Consider the following 17,493-nt stretch of genomic DNA (forward strand, 5'->3'; position numbering starts at 1 on the left):
CGCGGTCTCTCGGCCGGCCGGACCGGTCGGCCGGGCACCCAGTCGGAACCTAGGAAGGAGGCTCGGATGGGCAGTTACGTGCTGCGGCGGGTGCTGCAGATGATCCCGGTGTTCTTCGGCACCACGCTGCTGATCTTCCTGATGGTCTACACGCTGCCCGGCGACCCGGTCTCGGCGCTGTTCGGCGAGAAGGCCGCCGACCCGGCGGTGGTCGCCAGCATCAAGCACACGTACTACCTGGACCAGCCGCTCTGGAAGCAGTACCTGCACTACATGGGGAACCTCTTCCAGGGGGACTTCGGCACCAGCTTCACCGGCCGGCCGGTCACCGACATCATGGCGGACGCCTTCCCGGTCACCATCCGGCTCGCGCTGCTGGCCTTCGTCTTCGAGATGATCGCGGGCCTGGTCCTCGGCCTCCTCTCCGGCCTGCGGCGCGGCAGCCTGGTGGACACCCTGGTGCTCGTCCTGACCCTGGTGGTGATCTCGATCCCGGTCTTCGTGCTGGCGTACATCGCCCAGACGGTGATCGCCACCGACCTGGGCTGGGTCACCCCGACGGTGCAGGACAGCTACGACCTGTCCCAGCTGGTGCTGCCGGCGATCGTGCTGGGCTCGCTCTCGCTCGCGTACGTCGCCCGGCTCACCCGGACGTCGATCGGCGAGAACCTGCGGGCGGACTACATGCGCACCGCGGTCGCCAAGGGCCTGCCCCGGCGCACCATCATCTCCCGCCACCTGCTGCGCAACTCGCTGATCCCGGTGGTCACGTTCCTCGGCACCGACCTCGGCGCGCTGATGGGCGGGGCGATCGTCACCGAGGGGATCTTCAACGTGCAGGGCATCGGCAACGTCCTGTACCGGGCGATCAACCAGAAGGAGGGCCCCACCGTGGTCGGCATCGTGACCGTCCTGGTGATCGTCTACCTGGTCGCCAGCCTGCTCGTCGACCTGCTCTACGCGGTCCTGGACCCGAGGATCCGCTATGCCTGACATCCACGACGAGGAGTCGTACGAGCCGCACCCCAAGCCCGGGGTCTCGCGCCTCGACTACGCGGGCGAACAGGGCATGGCGGTCGAGCAGGAGACGTTAGTCGAACCCGACGTGGTGAAGCGGGAGGAGGCCCGCAGCCTGTGGGCCGACGCCTGGCGGGACCTGCGCGGGCGGCCGATCTTCCTGGTCTCGGCGGTCCTGATCCTGCTGCTGGTGGTGATGGCGGTCTTCCCCTGGGCGTTCACCGACGCCGACCCGCGCAAGGCCGACCTGGTGAACAACTACCTCAGGCGGCCGGACTGGGGCGACGTCTTCGGGGCCGGCTGGTTCGGCTACGACGCGCAGGGCCGGTCCATCTTCGCCCGGGTGGTGTACGGGGCCCGGGCCTCGATCACCGTCGGCATCTTCGTGACCGCCGCCGTCACCGTGCTCGGCGGGCTGACCGGCATGGTGGCTGGCTACTTCGGCGGCTGGATCGACGCGGTGCTCTCCCGGATCACCGACATCTTCTTCGGCATCCCGCTGCTGCTGGGCGCGCTGGTGCTGCTGAACGCCTTCGCCACCCGCACGGTGTGGAGCGTGGTCCTCGCGCTGGGCGTGCTCGGCTGGACCCAGATCGCCCGCGTGATGCGCGGGGCGGTGCTGACCGTCAAACAGTCCGACTACGTGGTGGCCGGCCGGGCGCTCGGTGCCGGGACGGGCCGGCTGATGTTCCGGCACATCCTGCCGAACGCGATCGCCCCGGTGATCGTGGTGGCGACGATCGCGCTCGGCGGCTACATCGCCACCGAGGCGACGCTGAGCTTCCTCGGCATCGGTCTGCAGGACCCGACCATCTCCTGGGGCATCGACATCTCCTCCGCCCAGAAGGTGATCCGGACCGCGCCGTACGTGCTGTTCTTCCCGGCCGTGGCGCTGTCGATCACCGTGCTGGCCTTCATCATGCTGGGCGACGCGGTGCGCGACGCCCTCGATCCGAAGCTTCGCTGAGCGAGGGAGCGCAACGTGAGCACAGCGGTGGGCATCACCGGACGCGGGCAGGAGGCGCCCTACCAGGGGCCGCTGCTCGACGTCCGGGACCTGCACGTCGAGTTCGTCACCCGGGACGGCGTCGCCAGGGCCGTGAACGGCGTCAACTACTCCGTCGCGGCCGGGGAGACGCTGGCGGTGCTGGGGGAGTCCGGCTCGGGCAAGTCGGTGACGGCGCAGGCGGTCATGGGCATCCTGGACATGCCGCCGGCCAGGATCCCGCGCGGCGAGATCCTGTACCGGGGCCAGGACATGCTCGCCATGGGGAAGGAGGAGCGGCGGCGGATCCGCGGCCGGAAGATCGCGATGATCTTCCAGGACGCGCTGTCCGCGCTGAACCCGGTGCTCAGCGTGGGCTACCAGCTGGGCGAGATGTTCCGGGCGCACCGCGGGACCTCCCGCAAGGAGGCCGGGCAGAAGGCCGTCGAGCTGATGGAGCGGGTGCGCATCCCGGCGGCCAAGCAGCGGGTGAACGACTATCCGCACCAGTTCTCCGGCGGCATGCGCCAGCGCATCATGATCGCGATGGCGCTGGCCCTGGAACCGGACCTGATCATCGCGGACGAGCCGACCACGGCCCTGGACGTCACCGTCCAGGCGCAGGTGATGGACCTGCTGGCCGAGCTCCAGGCCGAGTACAACATGGGGCTGATCCTGATCACCCACGACCTGGGCGTGGTGGCGGACGTCGCCGACAAGATCGCGGTGATGTACGCGGGCCGGATCGTGGAGACGGCGCCGGTGCACGAGCTGTACGCCCGGCCCGCCCACCCGTACACCCGCGGGCTGCTCGACTCGATCCCCCGGCTGGACCAGAAGGGCCAGGAGCTCTACGCGATCAAGGGCCTGCCGCCCAACCTGCTGCGCATCCCCAGCGGCTGCGCCTTCAACCCCCGCTGCCCGCGCGCCCGGGACGTCTGCCGGGCCGAGGTGCCGGAGCTGTTCCCGGTGACCGAGGAGGACGGGACGCCGCTGGAGGGGCGCGGCAGCGCCTGCTTCTTCTGGAAGGAGACCCTCCATGACCGTTGACGGGGCCAGCGCACTGGGCGCGGCGTTGCCGGAGGAGGTCGTCTTCGAGCAGGAGGTGCCGCGGGGCGAGCCGATCCTCGAAGTCCGGGACCTGGTCAAGCACTTCCCGCTGACCAAGGGGGTCCTGCTCAGGCGGCAGGTCGGCGCGGTGAAGGCGGTCGACGGGATCACCTTCGACCTGATGCAGGGCGAGACGCTCGGGATCGTCGGCGAGTCCGGCTGCGGGAAGTCCACGCTGGCCAAGGTGCTGATGAACCTGGAGCCGGCCACCGCGGGATCGGTCCGCTACAAGGGGGAGGAGATCTCCCGGCTCTCCGGCGCGGGGCTGAAGGCCGTCCGGCGGAACATCCAGATGGTGTTCCAGGACCCGTACACCTCGCTCAACCCGCGGATGACGGTCGGCGACATCATCGGCGAGCCGTTCCAGATCCACCCCGAGGTGGCGCCCAAGGGGGACCGCCGCAAGGCCGTCCAGGACCTGCTGGACGTGGTCGGGCTCAATCCCGAGTACATCAACCGCTATCCGCACCAGTTCTCCGGCGGTCAGCGCCAGCGCATCGGCATCGCACGGGGGTTGGCGCTCAAGCCGGAGATCATCATCTGCGACGAGCCGGTCTCGGCGCTGGACGTCTCGGTGCAGGCGCAGGTGATCAACCTGCTGGAGCAGCTGCAGGGCGACTTCGACCTGTCGTACATGTTCATCGCGCACGACCTCTCCATCGTCCGGCACATCTCGGACCGGGTCGGGGTGATGTACCTGGGGAAGATGGTCGAGATCGGCAGCGACACGGAGATCTACGACCACGCGACGCACCCGTACACCCAGGCGCTGCTCTCCGCGGTGCCGGTGCCGGACCCGACGGCGCGGGAGACGCGGGACCGGATCGTGCTCACCGGCGACGTGCCCTCGCCGGCCAACCCGCCGTCCGGCTGCCGCTTCCGCACCCGCTGCTGGAAGGCGCAGCGGCGGTGCGAGGTCGAGGAGCCGCTGCTGGCCGCGCCGTCCTGGCTGGACGGGGCGGCGCGGCACGACTCGGCGTGCCACTTCGCGGCGGAGCGCGGGGACGGGCAGGGCGCGGCCGGGCCGGGCGACGAGCCGGGCTGACGGCCGAGGGGCCACGACCAGGGCGCGTCCTCGCAGGTGGGGGCGCGCCCTGTCCCGTGACGGAAAAGAGATCTGCCGCAGGCTCGCCAAGTGCGGTCCGCTCCTTGATAGTTGCTCTGCGCCCAGTGGTGGACGCCGTGGTGCTGAGGAGGGCTGCTCTGATGGACGCGGTGGAGGTGATCGGCGGCGGCCGGGGGAGCGTGGAGCCCGGGACGCCGCTGCTGGAGGTCGACGACCTGCACGTGGAGTTCCACACCCGGGACGGCGTCGCCAGGGCGGTCAACGGGGTGAGCTACTCCGTCGCGGCCGGGGAGACGCTGGCGGTGCTGGGGGAGTCCGGCTCGGGCAAGTCGGTGACGGCGCAGGCGGTCATGGGCATCCTGGACATGCCGCCGGGGCGGATCACCGCGGGGCGGATCCTGTTCCGCGGCGAGGACCTGCTGACCATGGGCGCCAACGCCCGGCGGTCCATCCGGGGCGGGCACATCGCGATGATCTTCCAGGACGCGCTGTCGGCGCTGAACCCGGTGCTCAGCGTGGGCTACCAGCTGGGGGAGATGTTCCGGGCGCACCGCGGCGTCTCCCGCAGGGAGGCGAGGGAGAAGGCCGTCGAGCTGATGGAGCGGGTGCGCATCCCGGCCGCCCGCCAGCGCGTCGGCGACTTCCCGCACCAGTTCTCCGGCGGCATGCGCCAGCGCATCATGATCGCGATGGCGCTGGCCCTGGAGCCCGACCTGATCATCGCGGACGAGCCGACCACGGCCCTGGACGTCACCGTCCAGGCCCAGGTGATGGACCTGCTCGCGGACCTGCAGGCCGAGTACAACATGGGCCTTATCCTGATCACCCACGACCTCGGCGTGGTGGCGGACGTCGCGGACAAGATCGCGGTGATGTACGCCGGCCGGATCGTGGAGACGGCCCCGGTGCGGGAGCTGTACGCCCGGCCGGCGCACCCGTACACCCGTGGGCTGCTGGACTCGATCCCCCGGCTGGACCAGAAGGGCCGGAACCTGCACGCCATCAAGGGCCTGCCGCCGAGCCTGCTGAGCCTCCCGGAGGGCTGTGCCTTCAACCCCCGCTGCGACCGCGCCCAGGACCGCTGCCGGACCGAACCGCCGTCGCTGACACCGGTGACCGGCGAGCACGGGACGGAACTGGCAGGCCGCCGCAGCGCCTGCCACTACTGGCGCGAGACGCTGCACGGCTGAGGCCCGCCCGCCCCGGACGGCGGCTACTTCACGAAGCCGACGTTCTCCCAGACGATGTCGGACAGGCCCTGCGCGCCGATGTTGGCGAGGTCGGCCTTGGCGCCGAACAGCTGCGGGCGCTGGTAGAGCGGCAGGACGCCGGCCACCTTCCAGAGCTCGCCGTCGGCCTGGTTGATCGCCTCGGAGGCGGTGGCGGCGTCGGTCGCGGCGGCGGCCCGGTCGAGCGCGGCGTCCACCGCCGGGCTGCCCGCGCCGACGTGGTTGGTGCCGCCGCCCTGGACGAAGTTGGCGCGGTTGCCGCTGGCCGGGAAGGGGGTGCCGAGCAGCGAGTAGGCGGCGATGTCGAAGTCGTTGCGGTTGACGTACCGGTCGAAGAACTCGTTGGCGGGGGCGGTCACCGTGGTGACCTTGATGCCGACGTCCTTGAGCATCCTGGTGGTGCTGGCGGCCTCGGTCTGGGCCGGGGTGACGCCGGCCGGGACGACCATCCGCAGGTTGAGCTCGTGGCCGTCCTTCCTGCGCACGTCGCCGTCCGGCTTCCAGCCGGCCGAGTCCAGCTTGCGGGCGGCCTCGGCGGGGTCGTAGCGGGCCAGGCCGAGGGAGTTGTCGCGGTAGCCGTTCTGGTTGGTGACCAGCAGGTGGTTGTTGAGCGGGACGGCCGGCCAGTCCAGACCGCTGAGGTCGGCGCGGATCACCGCGTCGCGGTTGATCGCCTGGAAGACGGCCTGGCGCACGGTCGCGTCGCCGAGCAGCGGGGAGCGGGCGTTCAGGGTGAACTGGCGGAAGTCCGGCCCGCCGGCCCGGCGCACCACCGCGCCCCTGGTGTTCTTGACGACCTGGTAGCCGGCCACGTCCGGGCCGATGTTGACGAGGTCGAGCTGCCCCTTGGCGAAGGCGGCGGGCATCGCGTCGGGGAGCATGGCGTGGAAGACGATCCGGTCCAGCACCGGCTTGTCGCCCCACCAGGAGGGGTCGGCGACCAGGGTGACGGTCTGGGCGGCGCGGTCCAGCTGCTCGACCCTGAACGGGCCGGCGGTGACCGGGACGGCGTCGACGTAGGAGCTGTTGAACAGCTCCGGGGTGGAGATCCGGCTGGCGGGCAGCAGCGGGGCGTTGCCGGCGCTGTTGAACATCGACTGCCACTCGGAGAACGGGCGGTCGAAGGTCATCACGGCCTGGAAGTCGTCCTTGCCGCGCTCGACTGCGGAGACCAGCTCGAAGCCGGTGCTGCTGGAGGACTTGTAGGCCGGGTCCTTCCCGTTCAGGGCACGCCAGTTGGCCTCGATGTCGCGCCAGGTGATCGGGGTGCCGTCGGACCAGTGGGCCTTCGGGTTGAGGGTCCAGGTGACCACCTGCCGGCCGTCCCTGAGCTCGGCGCGCGCCTCCTGCAGGTAGGCCGGGTTGGGGGTCTGGGTGCCGGCCGCGTCCGAGCGGAAGAAGGTCGGCAGCAGCGGCTTGGTGACCGCGATGGTCGAGGACTCGCTGCCGTCGGTGTGGATCGGCGACCACTGGCGGGAGAACTGGGCGATCGCCAGGTTCAGGGTGCCGCCCTGGCGCAGCCGGGCCCGGTCCTGCGGGTTGATGTCGACCGAGGTGAGCTTGGGCGACGCGGGGGCGGACGGCAGGGCGTCGGAGCCGGAGCCGTCCTTCCCGGACGTGCAGGAGCAGAGCGCCAGCGAGAGCGTGAGGGCGGTGAGACCGGCGAGCAGGGCCGTCCCGTGGTGCTGGAGGCGGCGGCGCATCGGCGTGCTCCCCGGGGTGGACGTGGCGGATGGTGTGGCGTCACATCTTGCTGACCGGGAGGGGGCGTTGTCGAGGGGCGGGCCCGGATGCGGGCCCGCCCCCCGGTATCGCGGTCGGTCGGACCGCGGATCGGTCAGACCGCGAACTTGAAGGTGCGGTCCTTGTCGCCGGTCTTGTCGAGGACCGAGGCGATGCCGTCCGCGACGTCCTGCGGGGTGACCGCGACCAGCTGGCCGTTCTTCTTGACCTTCACCTTGTCGAACACGTTGCCCAGCTGGGCGGAGAGCGCGTCGAGGTCCCACTTGGGCACGATCTTGCCGGAGGCGTCCGGGACGAGGGTGAGCACCTTGGCGGCGGTCTTCGGGCCGAAGTCCCAGGACTTGGTACCGGCGACGACGTGCACCTTGCCGGAGGCAACCTGCTTGCCGAGGCTGTCGGCGGCGGCCTGGAGGGCCTGGGTGGAGTTCTTCGGCTGGGCTGCCGTGACGGCGAGGGCGATCGGCTGCTCGGGCTTGCCGTCGGCGCGGTCGCGGTAGGCCTGCGCGATCACGTCCAGGGCGCCCGCCGAGTCCACCGCCTGGCCGGCCCGGCCGGGCACGACGATCGGCTCGCCGTTGACGTCGCCGAACTTGACGTAGCCCTCCTGGAGGCCCTGGCCGGAGCCGGCCGCCAGGGTGTCCAGGGCGGCCCTGAGCTTGGCCTTGTCGACCTTGACCTCCGGGGCGACGGCCTTGGTGCCGCCCTTGAGCGACTTGATGACGTCGACCGGGTTGTAGCTGTGCTGGGCCAGGCCGTCCACGGTGGCGGTGGTGTCGAAGCTCAGCCCGGCGACCGTCGGGTCGAGGTCCACGGTCTGGTCGCCGATCTTCAGCTTGATCGGCTGCTGGCCGGCCTTGCCGACCGACTCGTCCAGCTGGTGGATCGCCTGGTCGCGGCTGCTGCCGCCGATCTCGGTGCCGAGCACCACGGTGCCCTTGGGGACGTCGGACTGGTTGAGCATCAGGCCGGTGCCGTACGCGGCGGCGCCGAGGAAGAGCACCGCGACGACGCCGTAGACGCCCAGCTTGACCAGCTTCTTGCCGGCTCCGCCGCGCTTGGCCTTGGCGGAGGCGGCGGGCTCGGCCTTCGCCTTGGCGGGGGCCGGAGCGGGGGCGGACCGGTCGTCCTCGGCGGTCTCGGTGTCCTCGGGCCGGAGGCCGGGGGTCGGCATCGGGGTGACCGCGGTGGCCTCCGGGTCGCCGGGCCGGGGGGCGCCGCCGGGCGCGCCCGGGAAGAGGGCGCCGGGGCCCGCCGGGGCGGCGGGGACGTCCTGGCCGGGAGCGGTCGGGCGCTGGGCGGCGAACGGGTCGTTACCGGTCGGGCGCTGGGCGGCGAAGGGGTCGGTGCCCGTCGGGGCCGAGGCGAACAGGCCCGGCTGGGGACGGCCGTCGGCGCCGTTCGGAGCGCCGTTCCGGGACAGGCCGGGTATCGCGGCGGACGGCGGGGTGTTGTCGCGGATCGGCGCGAAGCCGTCGACCGAGGTGTCCTCCGGGTTCGGCTCGACGGCCGGCCCGGCCTGCGGGTGCGGCGCGGGCGCCGGGTGGCCGTTCGGCTGGAAGCCGTTCTGCGGGCCGGGCTGCCGCGGGCCGCCCGCACGCTCGTCGCGCCGCTGCCCGTGGTTCTGCCGCTGCCCGTTCTGCTGCCCGCGGTTGCGCTGCGGCAGGCCGCCCTGGGGGCCGGCGTCGGGCACGGAGGTGCCGAACGGGTCGGCGACCGGGGCGAAGGGGTCCGCGGCCTCGTACACGCCGGGCTCCTCCGCCGGGGCCTCGGCGCGGAACGGCGCGGCGGGCGCGGCCGGGTTCGGCTGCTTGCCCTGGGCGGGCACCGGGCGGCCGTTCGGGGCGCCGTTGGCGCGGGCGGCGGCCGGCGCGGCCGGGCGGGCACCGCGCGGGCGCGGCTCGGCGGCGGTGCCGGGCGCGGCCGGGGCCTCCGCCGGGCTCGCGGCGCCGGCCGGCACGGTGGCCGGGGCGGGCTCGGCGGCCGGGGCCTTCTTCTGGCGCGGCCGGAACCAGGCGCCGGTGGACTCCGACTCGGAGGTGGCCGGCGGGATCGGCGGGATCTGCCACTCCGGCGGCAGGTTCGGCTGGGCGGCCTGCCGGCCGCCGTCGTCCATCACACCGAGGACGGGCGAGGCCGGCGCGGAGCGGTGCCGCGGGCCGCCCGGCTCGGCGGCGGCCGCCGGGGCGTCGTCGCCCGGGCCGTCCTCGTTCTTGACGGTGCTGCGGACGACGACCGGCGGGATCGGACGCGAGCCGGGGATGTTGATCCGGACCCGGGTGGTCAGGGTGGTCTCGGTCTTCGGACCGTCGTCCTCGCCGCCCGACGCGGCGCCCGGTCCGGCGTCGGCCCGGTCGCCGCCGGGGAGCCCCGGTGTGCCGTAGGGCGGGGTGCCCGACGGGTAGGCGTCCGGGCCCGTGCGCCGGGGCGTCGGGTGGGCGTTGTCAGATTCGCGGCTGCTCAATGCTGCTCTGCTCCGGGTTCGCGGGCGGGCCGTGCGGCGCGACCGCGGTTCGTGGTCGCCGGGCCTTGACTGGGGCGGGCGGCGGTCGGGTACGGCGTTCTGCGGGACCACCATACTGGGAAGAACTGAGCGGCGAACGGCTTCGGACAGATCCTGATACGTCCGGTTCCTCCGGTATGAGAGTAAGGCCGCGAGCTCCTGACTGCTCGTCGTGCGCGGTGCGTACGCCGCGCTCGACCCGGGTCAGCGCGTGGGGCCGGGCACTCCCGGGAACCAGCTGGTGCGGGTGGGCAGGGTGGCGCAGATCACGCCCAGCACCGAACCGGCGAACAGCCAGGCCAGCGAGGTGGCGTTGGACCACAGCACGTTGTCGCCCTCGGCCCGGGGCACGATCAGCAGCAGCATCGCCAGGAACCAGCCGGCCGCGGGCACGCCCGCGCCGAGCCGGGTGCCGGTGACCCGCAGGCCGCCGTAGAAGGTGGCGGCGGTCGCGGCGAGTGCCAGCAGGACCCCCACCGGCGGCCACAGGGCCTGCACAAAGGATCCGCAGACCGACACCGCGACGCCCAGCAGGAAGAACAGGACATAGGCCGCGATCCGGGCGACGCGCGGCGGCTGGGCCTCGGCCAGCCGCTCCTCGCGGGTGCCGAGGACGACGGCGGGCAGCGGGCGGCGCGGCGACGGGGCGGCGGACCTGCTCATCGGGCGCCCTCCTCGGGCCGCGGGGCGTCGGACGCGAGGCCGGCGAACAGGTCGTCCTCCGGCTCGCCCGGCCCGGCCTGGCCGTGCACCAACTGGTAGTACTCGGTGGCGAACAGCGGCTGGGCGAGGTCGTTGGAGAGCGCGAAGAAGTCGCCGTCCACGGTGATCTGGGTGGCGTGGGCGGCCATCGCGGCGCGCTTGCGCCCCGCGTACGCGGCGCCGTCGAGCACGGTGGTGACCACCTCGTCGTCGACCACCCCGGGGATGTCGGCGGGCCGCGCGACACCCGGGAAGGACGCCTTGGCCGCGGCCTCGGCCAGCCCGGCGTCGAGCACCGAGCAGGGCATCCGGTTCCAGTACACCTTGGCGATCCGCCAGGCCGGGCCCAGCTCCGGGCGGTACGCCGGATCGGCGGCCAGCTCGTACGCGCGCGTCGCGACCCGGTGCGCCTGGATGTGGTCCGGGTGCCCGTAGCCGCCGTCCGGGTCGTAGGTGACCAGGACCTGCGGGCGCACCTCGCGGACCACCGCGACCAGGTGACCGGCCGCCTGATCGACGTCCGCCCGCCAGAAGCAGCCGGGCACGTCGTTCTCGGGCACGCCCATCATCCCGGAGTCGCGGTAGCGCCCGGGGCCGCCGAGGAAGCGGAAGTCGGTCACGCCGAGGGCGCGCATCGCCTCGGTCAGCTCGCCGATCCGGTACGCGCCGAGGGTGTCGTCCCGATCGGCCGTCAGGTGGGCCAGCTCCGGGGGGATCACCTCGCCGCCCTCGCCGAGGGTGCAGGTCACCAGCGTGACCCGGGCGCCCTCGGCGACGTACCGGGCCATGGTGGCGCCGTTGCCGATCGACTCGTCGTCGGGGTGCGCGTGCACCAGCAGGAGGCGGCGTCCGGTAGTCGCGGTCATGGAGGAAGCCTAGCGACCGCCACGGGGGTCAGAGCCGCAGGCCGTTGATCATTCCGGCGAGGTTGCTGGTGACCTGGCTGATCGACGGGGCGATCGAGCTGGAGGCCAGGTAGAAGCCGAGCAGCGCGCAGACGATGGCGTGCGCCAGCTTCAGGCCGGAGCGGCGGATCAGCACCACCACGATGACCAGCATCAGCACGGCGGCGGAGATGTTCATGGCCATGTCGGCTCACACCCCTTCTCGGGCACGCCGCCCCGGGGGAGGGCGGCGAGGGACGGTGCGGGACTGCGGGCTGCGGGCGACCGAGGTCCGGGACGGGGTCCGACGGTCACCCACCGGACAAGTCATACCCGATGGGTGAGGGTGCCATTACCTTCGGTGAGGCCGTGCGCGCCGGGGCACGGTGGCGTCCGAGGGGCGCATGGGCCGGTCGGAGGCGGTTTCGACCCCTTTGGGGTGCACTTGCGGACGATGCTCCGAACGAGTGATCAACGTGCGTCCGGGGGTGGTGGTCCGGCGTCATAAGGTCTGGTGCCATGACCTCCCACACCTCTGCCGACACCTTTCCACGGCAGTACGCGCGGACCCTGCGGTACACCGTCGGCGCCCCCCGCTCCTTCTCCGTCGCGCCCGACGGCTCGCGGGTCGTCTTCCTCCGCTCGCGCTCGGGCCGCGACCGGGCCAACCTGCTCTGGACCCTCGACACCGCCACCGGCGAGGAGCGGGTCGCCGCCGACCCGGCCGCGCTGCTCGGCGGCGGCGAGGAGGACCTCTCGCCGGCCGAGAAGGCCCGCCGCGAGCGCAGCCGCGAGGGCTCGGCCGGCATCGTCGGCTACGCCCTGGACGCGGCCGGCGGGCTCGCCGCCTTCGCCCTCTCCGGCCGTCTGTTCACCGCCGACCTGGCCACCGGCGCCACCGCCGAACTGCCCGCCGAGGGGCCGCTGCTGGACCCGCGGCCGTCCCCCGACGGCACCCACGTCGCGTACGCCAACACCGCCGGCGAGCTGCGGCTGACCCGCACCGACGGCAGTGGCGACCGGGTGCTCGCCGAGCCGGACGGCCCGAACGTCACCTGGGGCCAGGCCGAGTTCATCGCCCAGGAGGAGATGGACCGCGACCGCGGCTTCTGGTGGTCCCCGGAGGGCGACCGGCTGCTGGTCGAGCGCGCCGACGACGGCGCGGTGCGCCGCTGGTGGATCGCCGACCCGGCGAACCCGGACCGCGAGCCCGCCGAGATCGCCTACCCGGCGGCCGGCAGCGCCAACGCCGAGGTCGGGCTCTGGCTGCTCGACCTGCACGGCGGCCGCACCGAGGTGGTCTGGGACCGCGAGGCCTACCCGTACCTGGGCCGGGTGCACTGGTCGAAGGGCGGCGTCCCGCTGCTCCAGGTCCAGACCCGCGACCAGCGCGGCCAGCGGATCCTCGGCCTGGACACCGCCACCGGCGCCACCGAGGTGCTGCACGAGGAGAAGGACGGCGCCTGGCTGGAGCTGTTCCCGGGCGCGCCGGCCTGGACCCCGGACGGCAAGCTGGTCCGGATCTCCGACGAGGGCGGAGTGCGGGCGCTGGTGATCGGCGACCGCGCCGTGACCGGGGCCGACCTGCACGTCCGCTCGGTCGTCGCGGTCACCGAGCGTGAGGTGTTCTTCAGCGCCTCCGGCGGCGCCGAGGAGGCCGACCCCGAGCCGGGCTGGGTCGGCGTCGGCCGGATCAGCCACGACGGCACCCGGCTGGGCTGGGAGTCCGCCAACGGACGGCCGTTCACCTCCGTCACCAGCGCGGTGCACGGCGGCGGGATCACCGTCCGCGCCACCGCCGAGCCCGACCTGCCCGGCACCCTGGTGCGGGTCGCCCGGGACCTGCCCGAGGGCGTGGTGGTCGACGACGTCGCCACCGTCGCCTCGTACGCCGAGACCCCGGTCATCACCGCCCGCCCGGTCTTCCGCTTCGCCGGCGAGCGCCGCATTCCGGCCGCCGTCTTCCTGCCGACCGGCTACGACCGCGAGCGGGACGGCCTGCTGCCCGTCCTGATGGACCCGTACGGCGGCCCCGGTGGCCAGCGCGTCTACCAGGCGCACAACCCGCACCTGCAGTCGCAGTGGTTCGCCGACCAGGGCTTCGCCGTGATCGTCGCCGACGGGCGCGGCACCCCCGGGCGCGGGCCGGCCTGGGAGAAGTCGATCGCCTTCGACTTCGCCGGCTCCACCCTGGACGACCAGGTGGAGGCGCTGCGGGCGCTCGCCGGGGAGTTCCCGCTGGACCTCGACCGGGTCGCCATCCGCGGCTGGTCGTACGGCGGCTACCTCTCCGCGCTCGCCGTGCTGCGCCGCCCGGACGTCTTCCACGCGGCGGTGGCCGGGGCGCCGGTCACCGACTGGGAGCTGTACGACACCCACTACACCGAGCGCTACCTGGGCGACCCGGCCGAGCGGCCCGAGGTGTACGCCGCCAACTCGCTGAGCGGGGACGCGGCGGGCCTGGAGCGCCCGCTGATGATCATCCACGGGCTGGCGGACGACAACGTGGTGGCCGCGCACACCCTGCGGCTGTCCTCGGCGCTGCTCGCCGCCGGGCGCCCGCACACCGTGCTGCCGCTGTCCGGCGTCACCCACATGACCCCGCAGGAGGAGGTCGCGGAGAACCTGCTGCTGCTCCAGGTCGACTTCGTGAAGCGCTCGCTGGGCCTGTGACACCCGACTGACCCGCGCTCCCGGCGGCCGGTGCCCCTGTCCCCGCGGCCTGACAGGGGTACCGGCCGCCGGCATGACATCCGTCATGCCGGAGGCACGACGGCGGACACTGCCGCCGCCACCCGCCCGCGCGGGACTCTGAGGTGGTGCGAACAGCACCGACGCCACGGGCGTGACACCACCAGGGAGAGGAGCGGGGCGATGGTGACCGAGGTGGCCGCCTTCCGCGGCGTGGGCAAGAGCTACGGGCGGGTGCGCGCCGTGGACGGACTGGACCTCGTGCTCAGGCCGGGCGAGACCGTCGCCCTGCTCGGGCCGAACGGCGCCGGGAAGTCCACCAGCCTGGACCTGCTGCTCGGCCTGCGCGAGCCCGACCAGGGCAGTGTGACGCTGTTCGGCGGCGCCCCGCGGGCCGCGATCGAGGCCGGCCGGGTCGGCGCGATGCTGCAGAGCGGCGGGCTGATGTCCGACGTCAAGGTGCGCGAGCTGGTACGGCTCGCCTGCGACGTGCACCCGCGCGGTCGGTCGGTCACGGGGGTGCTGACCGACGCCGGGATCGCCGAGCTGGCGGAACGACGGGTCGACAAGCTGTCCGGAGGCCAGGAGCAGCGGGTCCGCTTCGCCCTGGCCATCGCCGGCGACAGCGACCTGATCGTGCTGGACGAGCCCACCACCGGCATGGACGTCGGCGTGCGGCAGTCGTTCTGGGCGAGCATGCGCGCCCAGGCCGACGCCGGGCGCACGGTGCTGTTCGCCACCCACTACCTGGAGGAGGCCGACTCGGTCGCCGACCGCGTCCTGGTGCTGCACCGGGGCCGACTGATCGCCGACGGCAGCTCGGCGGAGATCAAGGCGCGGGCCGGCGCCCGCCGGGTCGCCTTCGAACTCCACGACGAGGACGGGGGGTTCCCCGACGAGGCGGTGCTGCGCACGCTGCCGGGCGTGCGGTCGCTGGACGTCACCGCGAGGGTCCCGGGGGTGCGGACGGTGCGGATCCGGACCGCGGACGCCGACGCCTGCGTGGCCGGGATCTACCGGGCGGGGCTGTACCCGCGCGGGCTGGAGGTCACCGGCGTGGGCCTGGAACAGGCCTTCCTGACCATCACCGGGGAGCAGGACCGCGAGGACCGCACCGGGAACGCCGACAAGGAGGGCGTGCGATGACCACCCTGATCCGGCTGGAGGTCCTGCGGACCCTCCGCAACCGCCGCTACCTGCTCTTCACCGTCGCCTACCCGGCGCTGATGTACGTCTTCTTCATCAACGCCTACAGCTCCACCCGGCTGGCCGGCGGCCTGCCCGTGAAGACATACTTCATGGTCTCGATGGCCACCTTCGGCGCGGTCGGCGCCGTCCTGACCAACAGCGCGCAGCGGATCTCGCTGGAACGCCGGAGCGGCTGGGTGCGCCAGCTGCGGCTGACCGCGCTGCCCGGCCGGGCGTACACCGTCGGCAAGATCGCGGCGAGCGCGGTGACCACGCTGCCGGCGATCCTGGTGGTCTTCGCGGTCGGCGCGAGCCAGGGGGTCTCGCTCACCGCGGCGCAGTGGACCGCACTGGCCGTCGCGCTCTGGCTGGGCAGCTTCGTCTTCGCCGCGCTCGGGGTGGCCCTCGGGTACGCGGCGGCGCCGGACGCGGTGCAGACCATCGTGATGATCACCTACATGGCGATGGCGCTGCTCGGCGGCACCTGGTTCCCGGTGAGCGGCTCGATGGAGAGGTTCGCCCGGTTCAACCCGGTGTACCTGTACAACCAGCTGGCCACCTTCACCCAGCCCGGGCACTCCCTGGACACCGTCGCCGTCCTCGGACTGGCCGCCTTCCTCGGGGTGTTCACCACCGCCGCCGCGGCGCTGTACCGCCGCGACACCCGCCAGGCATGATGATCCACATGAGTGACGCGCGCCAGGCCCACCGCCCCGACGGACCACCGGAGGTGGGCGTGGCGCGCGCGTCGTTCATGAACGTGCCCGGCTCCCCGGTGGAGAGCAGGCGGCAGCTGCTGGTCAAGGTCGCCTGGATGACGCTGTGGATGCTCTACCTGGCGTACCCGGCGGGCGACCTGCTGGGCGGCGGCCACAGCACGGTCGGGACGGTGCTCGGCTGGTGCTGCCTGGCCGGGTTCGTGGTCGCCTACATCCTGCTGGTGATCTTCCGCTCCCAGACCGGGATGCGGCCGCGGGCCTGCCTGGTGATCGTCACGACGATGGTCGTGCTCGCCGTCGCCGCCTCGGTCGGCCTCGGCCCCGCCTTCCTGACCCTGTTCATCTACGCCTCGGTGTGCGTCGCGATCATCGTGCCGGTCCAGTACGCGGTGCGCGCCCTGGTCGCCATGGCGGTGCTCACCGCGGCGATCGGGACGGGCGTCGGGGCCGGTGCCGACACCGTCACCACCTTCGCGCTCAGCGCCTTCCTCTCCGGCATCGCGATGACCGGGCTGCAGCGGCTGGTCGCCACCATGAAGGAACTGCGCGAGGCCCGGGCCGCGGTCGCCCACCTGGCCGCCTCCGAGGAGCGGCTGCGGCTCGCCCGAGACCTGCACGACCTGCTCGGGCACTCGCTGTCGCTGATCACCCTGAAGAGCGAGCTGGCCGGGCGGTTCATGGACGCCGGCAAGGACGAGGCGGCGCGGGCGCAGGTCGCCGACATCGAGCAGGTCGCCCGGCAGTCGCTGATCGACGTCCGGGAGGCGGTGACCGGCTTCCGGCGCCCGACCCTGCCGGTCGAACTGGCCGCCGCCCGTACCGCGCTGGCCGCCGCGCAGGTCCGGTTGGAGGCCTCGCCGGAACTGGTGGACGCCTGGCCGTCGCTGGCCGACGAGGAGACCGGCGCGCTGGCCTGGGCGCTGCGCGAGGCCGTCACCAACGTCGTCCGGCACGGCGAGGACGCCACCGTCTGCACGGTGACGGCGGACGAGAGCTGGGAGGCGAGCGGCGAGCGCTACGCCGTCCTGGAGATCACCGACAACGGGCGCGGGCCGGGCAAGTCCCACCCGGGCAACGGCCTGTCCGGGCTGGAGGAGCGGCTGGCGCTGGTCGGCGGGCGGCTGGAGACCGGGCCGGGAGAGCGCGGACGGGGCTTCCGGCTGCGGGCCTCGGTGCCGCTGCGGACGGCGCCCGCCCCCGTGTCGAAGTCCCCCTGAGTGACGGCGGTTCCGGCACGGAACGGGGAACCCGGGCGGCGGGGTCGAGCGTCGTACCGGACATGCCCACTGTTCTCGTCATCGGCTTCGACCCGTACGCCGTGCCCGGCATGGACGGCGACGCCGTGCAGGCCGTCCTGGACGCCGAGCTCGTCCGCTTCGCCGAGCACGGCATCGACGCCTCCACCGCGCTGGTCGCCCCCGACGGCACCGCCGAGCCCGCCGTCGTGGCGGCCCTCACCGGCCGGGACTGGGACGTCGTCGTCATCGGCGGAGGCATCCGCAAGCCCGAACCGGCGCTCCCCTTCTTCGAACTCGTCGTCAACCTCGTCCGCCGCCACGCCCCCCGGGCCGCGCTCGCCTTCAACACCGGCATCACCGACAGCGTCGAAGCCGCCAGGCGCTGGCTGCCGTAGCGGGAAGCCGGCCCGGTCGGCTTCCC

15 protein-coding genes are annotated in these 17,493 nt (G+C 73.2%); 10 read left to right on the top strand and 5 right to left on the bottom strand.

Annotation, left to right across the window (positions count from 1 at the left end; translation table 11 throughout):
- Positions 1-66: 66 nt before the first annotated feature.
- From ACFY0X_RS06820 to ACFY0X_RS06840, 5 genes are all read left to right on the top strand, one after another.
- Positions 67-993, top strand: a complete 927-nt coding sequence (locus ACFY0X_RS06820) for an ABC transporter permease (RefSeq protein ID WP_387749825.1) — start codon at positions 67-69, stop codon at positions 991-993.
- 76 nt (positions 994-1,069) lie between these two features.
- Complete coding sequence (locus ACFY0X_RS06825; protein WP_387750578.1) at positions 1,070-1,984, top strand: ABC transporter permease; 915 nt, start codon at positions 1,070-1,072, stop codon at positions 1,982-1,984.
- Between the two features lie 15 nt (positions 1,985-1,999).
- Complete coding sequence (locus ACFY0X_RS06830) at positions 2,000-3,052, top strand: ABC transporter ATP-binding protein (RefSeq protein ID WP_387749828.1); 1,053 nt, start codon at positions 2,000-2,002, stop codon at positions 3,050-3,052.
- Positions 3,042-4,157: an ABC transporter ATP-binding protein gene (locus ACFY0X_RS06835; protein WP_387749831.1), complete on the top strand. Its 1,116-nt coding sequence runs from the start codon at positions 3,042-3,044 to the stop codon at positions 4,155-4,157. The genes ACFY0X_RS06830 and ACFY0X_RS06835 overlap by 11 nt, the downstream gene beginning before the upstream one ends.
- 161 nt (positions 4,158-4,318) lie before the next feature.
- Entirely contained in the window at positions 4,319-5,368 is a 1,050-nt protein-coding gene (locus tag ACFY0X_RS06840; RefSeq protein ID WP_387749834.1) for an ABC transporter ATP-binding protein, read from the top strand.
- Between the two features lie 23 nt (positions 5,369-5,391).
- Here the strand turns inward: ACFY0X_RS06840 and ACFY0X_RS06845 are convergent, their stop codons facing one another.
- From ACFY0X_RS06845 to ACFY0X_RS06865, 5 genes are all read right to left on the bottom strand, one after another.
- Positions 5,392-7,110, bottom strand: a complete 1,719-nt coding sequence (locus ACFY0X_RS06845; protein WP_387749836.1) for an ABC transporter family substrate-binding protein — start codon at positions 7,108-7,110, stop codon at positions 5,392-5,394.
- A 134-nt stretch (positions 7,111-7,244) separates the two neighbouring features.
- Positions 7,245-9,611 (bottom strand): hypothetical protein, encoded by a 2,367-nt coding sequence (locus ACFY0X_RS06850; protein WP_387749839.1) that lies wholly within the window; start codon positions 9,609-9,611, stop codon positions 7,245-7,247.
- A gap of 243 nt (positions 9,612-9,854) precedes the next feature.
- Positions 9,855-10,313: a DUF6113 family protein gene (locus ACFY0X_RS06855; RefSeq protein WP_387749842.1), complete on the bottom strand. Its 459-nt coding sequence runs from the start codon at positions 10,311-10,313 to the stop codon at positions 9,855-9,857.
- Positions 10,310-11,218, bottom strand: coding sequence for an N-acetyl-1-D-myo-inositol-2-amino-2-deoxy-alpha-D-glucopyranoside deacetylase (gene mshB / locus ACFY0X_RS06860; protein ID WP_387749845.1), 909 nt, complete (start codon positions 11,216-11,218; stop codon positions 10,310-10,312). Before mshB ends, ACFY0X_RS06855 begins: the two co-directional genes overlap by 4 nt.
- Positions 11,219-11,246: 28 nt before the next feature.
- Positions 11,247-11,441: a DUF2304 family protein gene (locus ACFY0X_RS06865; RefSeq protein ID WP_188296382.1), complete on the bottom strand. Its 195-nt coding sequence runs from the start codon at positions 11,439-11,441 to the stop codon at positions 11,247-11,249.
- 314 nt (positions 11,442-11,755) lie between these two features.
- Between ACFY0X_RS06865 and ACFY0X_RS06870 the strand changes: the two genes are divergently transcribed.
- The 5 genes from ACFY0X_RS06870 (at position 11,756) to ACFY0X_RS06890 (ending at position 17,467) form a co-directional block, all read left to right on the top strand.
- Entirely contained in the window at positions 11,756-13,909 is a 2,154-nt protein-coding gene (locus ACFY0X_RS06870) for an alpha/beta fold hydrolase (RefSeq protein ID WP_387749849.1), read from the top strand.
- Between the two features lie 201 nt (positions 13,910-14,110).
- Positions 14,111-15,073: an ABC transporter ATP-binding protein gene (locus tag ACFY0X_RS06875; protein ID WP_387749852.1), complete on the top strand. Its 963-nt coding sequence runs from the start codon at positions 14,111-14,113 to the stop codon at positions 15,071-15,073.
- Positions 15,070-15,792: an ABC transporter permease gene (locus ACFY0X_RS06880; protein WP_387749855.1), complete on the top strand. Its 723-nt coding sequence runs from the start codon at positions 15,070-15,072 to the stop codon at positions 15,790-15,792. The genes ACFY0X_RS06875 and ACFY0X_RS06880 overlap by 4 nt, the downstream gene beginning before the upstream one ends.
- A gap of 8 nt (positions 15,793-15,800) precedes the next feature.
- Entirely contained in the window at positions 15,801-17,051 is a 1,251-nt protein-coding gene (locus ACFY0X_RS06885) for a sensor histidine kinase (protein ID WP_387749858.1), read from the top strand.
- 62 nt (positions 17,052-17,113) lie between these two features.
- A complete protein-coding gene (locus tag ACFY0X_RS06890) occupies positions 17,114-17,467 on the top strand; it encodes a hypothetical protein (protein ID WP_387749860.1) in 354 nt (117 codons plus the stop codon).
- Positions 17,468-17,493: the final 26 nt, after the last annotated feature.

It is taken from the genome of Kitasatospora sp. NPDC001547, assembly GCF_042894165.1.
GTDB lineage: Bacteria > Actinomycetota > Actinomycetes > Streptomycetales > Streptomycetaceae > Kitasatospora.

What these genes read in the sequence shown, in the direction of transcription:
- ACFY0X_RS06880 (WP_387749855.1), top strand. Translation starts at nt 15,070, where the DNA reads ATGACCACCCTGATCCGGCTGGAGGTCCTGCGGACCCTCCGCAACCGC.
- ACFY0X_RS06890 (WP_387749860.1), top strand. Translation starts at nt 17,114, where the DNA reads ATGCCCACTGTTCTCGTCATCGGCTTCGACCCGTACGCCGTGCCCGGC.
- ACFY0X_RS06870 (WP_387749849.1), top strand. Translation starts at nt 11,756, where the DNA reads ATGACCTCCCACACCTCTGCCGACACCTTTCCACGGCAGTACGCGCGG.
- ACFY0X_RS06835 (WP_387749831.1), top strand. Translation starts at nt 3,042, where the DNA reads ATGACCGTTGACGGGGCCAGCGCACTGGGCGCGGCGTTGCCGGAGGAG.
- ACFY0X_RS06865 (WP_188296382.1), bottom strand. Translation starts at nt 11,441, where the DNA reads ATGGCCATGAACATCTCCGCCGCCGTGCTGATGCTGGTCATCGTGGTG.
- mshB (WP_387749845.1), bottom strand. Translation starts at nt 11,218, where the DNA reads ATGACCGCGACTACCGGACGCCGCCTCCTGCTGGTGCACGCGCACCCC.
- ACFY0X_RS06885 (WP_387749858.1), top strand. Translation starts at nt 15,801, where the DNA reads ATGAGTGACGCGCGCCAGGCCCACCGCCCCGACGGACCACCGGAGGTG.
- ACFY0X_RS06825 (WP_387750578.1), top strand. Translation starts at nt 1,070, where the DNA reads ATGGCGGTCGAGCAGGAGACGTTAGTCGAACCCGACGTGGTGAAGCGG.
- ACFY0X_RS06845 (WP_387749836.1), bottom strand. Translation starts at nt 7,110, where the DNA reads ATGCGCCGCCGCCTCCAGCACCACGGGACGGCCCTGCTCGCCGGTCTC.
- ACFY0X_RS06840 (WP_387749834.1), top strand. Translation starts at nt 4,319, where the DNA reads ATGGACGCGGTGGAGGTGATCGGCGGCGGCCGGGGGAGCGTGGAGCCC.
- ACFY0X_RS06875 (WP_387749852.1), top strand. Translation starts at nt 14,111, where the DNA reads ATGGTGACCGAGGTGGCCGCCTTCCGCGGCGTGGGCAAGAGCTACGGG.
- ACFY0X_RS06855 (WP_387749842.1), bottom strand. Translation starts at nt 10,313, where the DNA reads ATGAGCAGGTCCGCCGCCCCGTCGCCGCGCCGCCCGCTGCCCGCCGTC.
- ACFY0X_RS06820 (WP_387749825.1), top strand. Translation starts at nt 67, where the DNA reads ATGGGCAGTTACGTGCTGCGGCGGGTGCTGCAGATGATCCCGGTGTTC.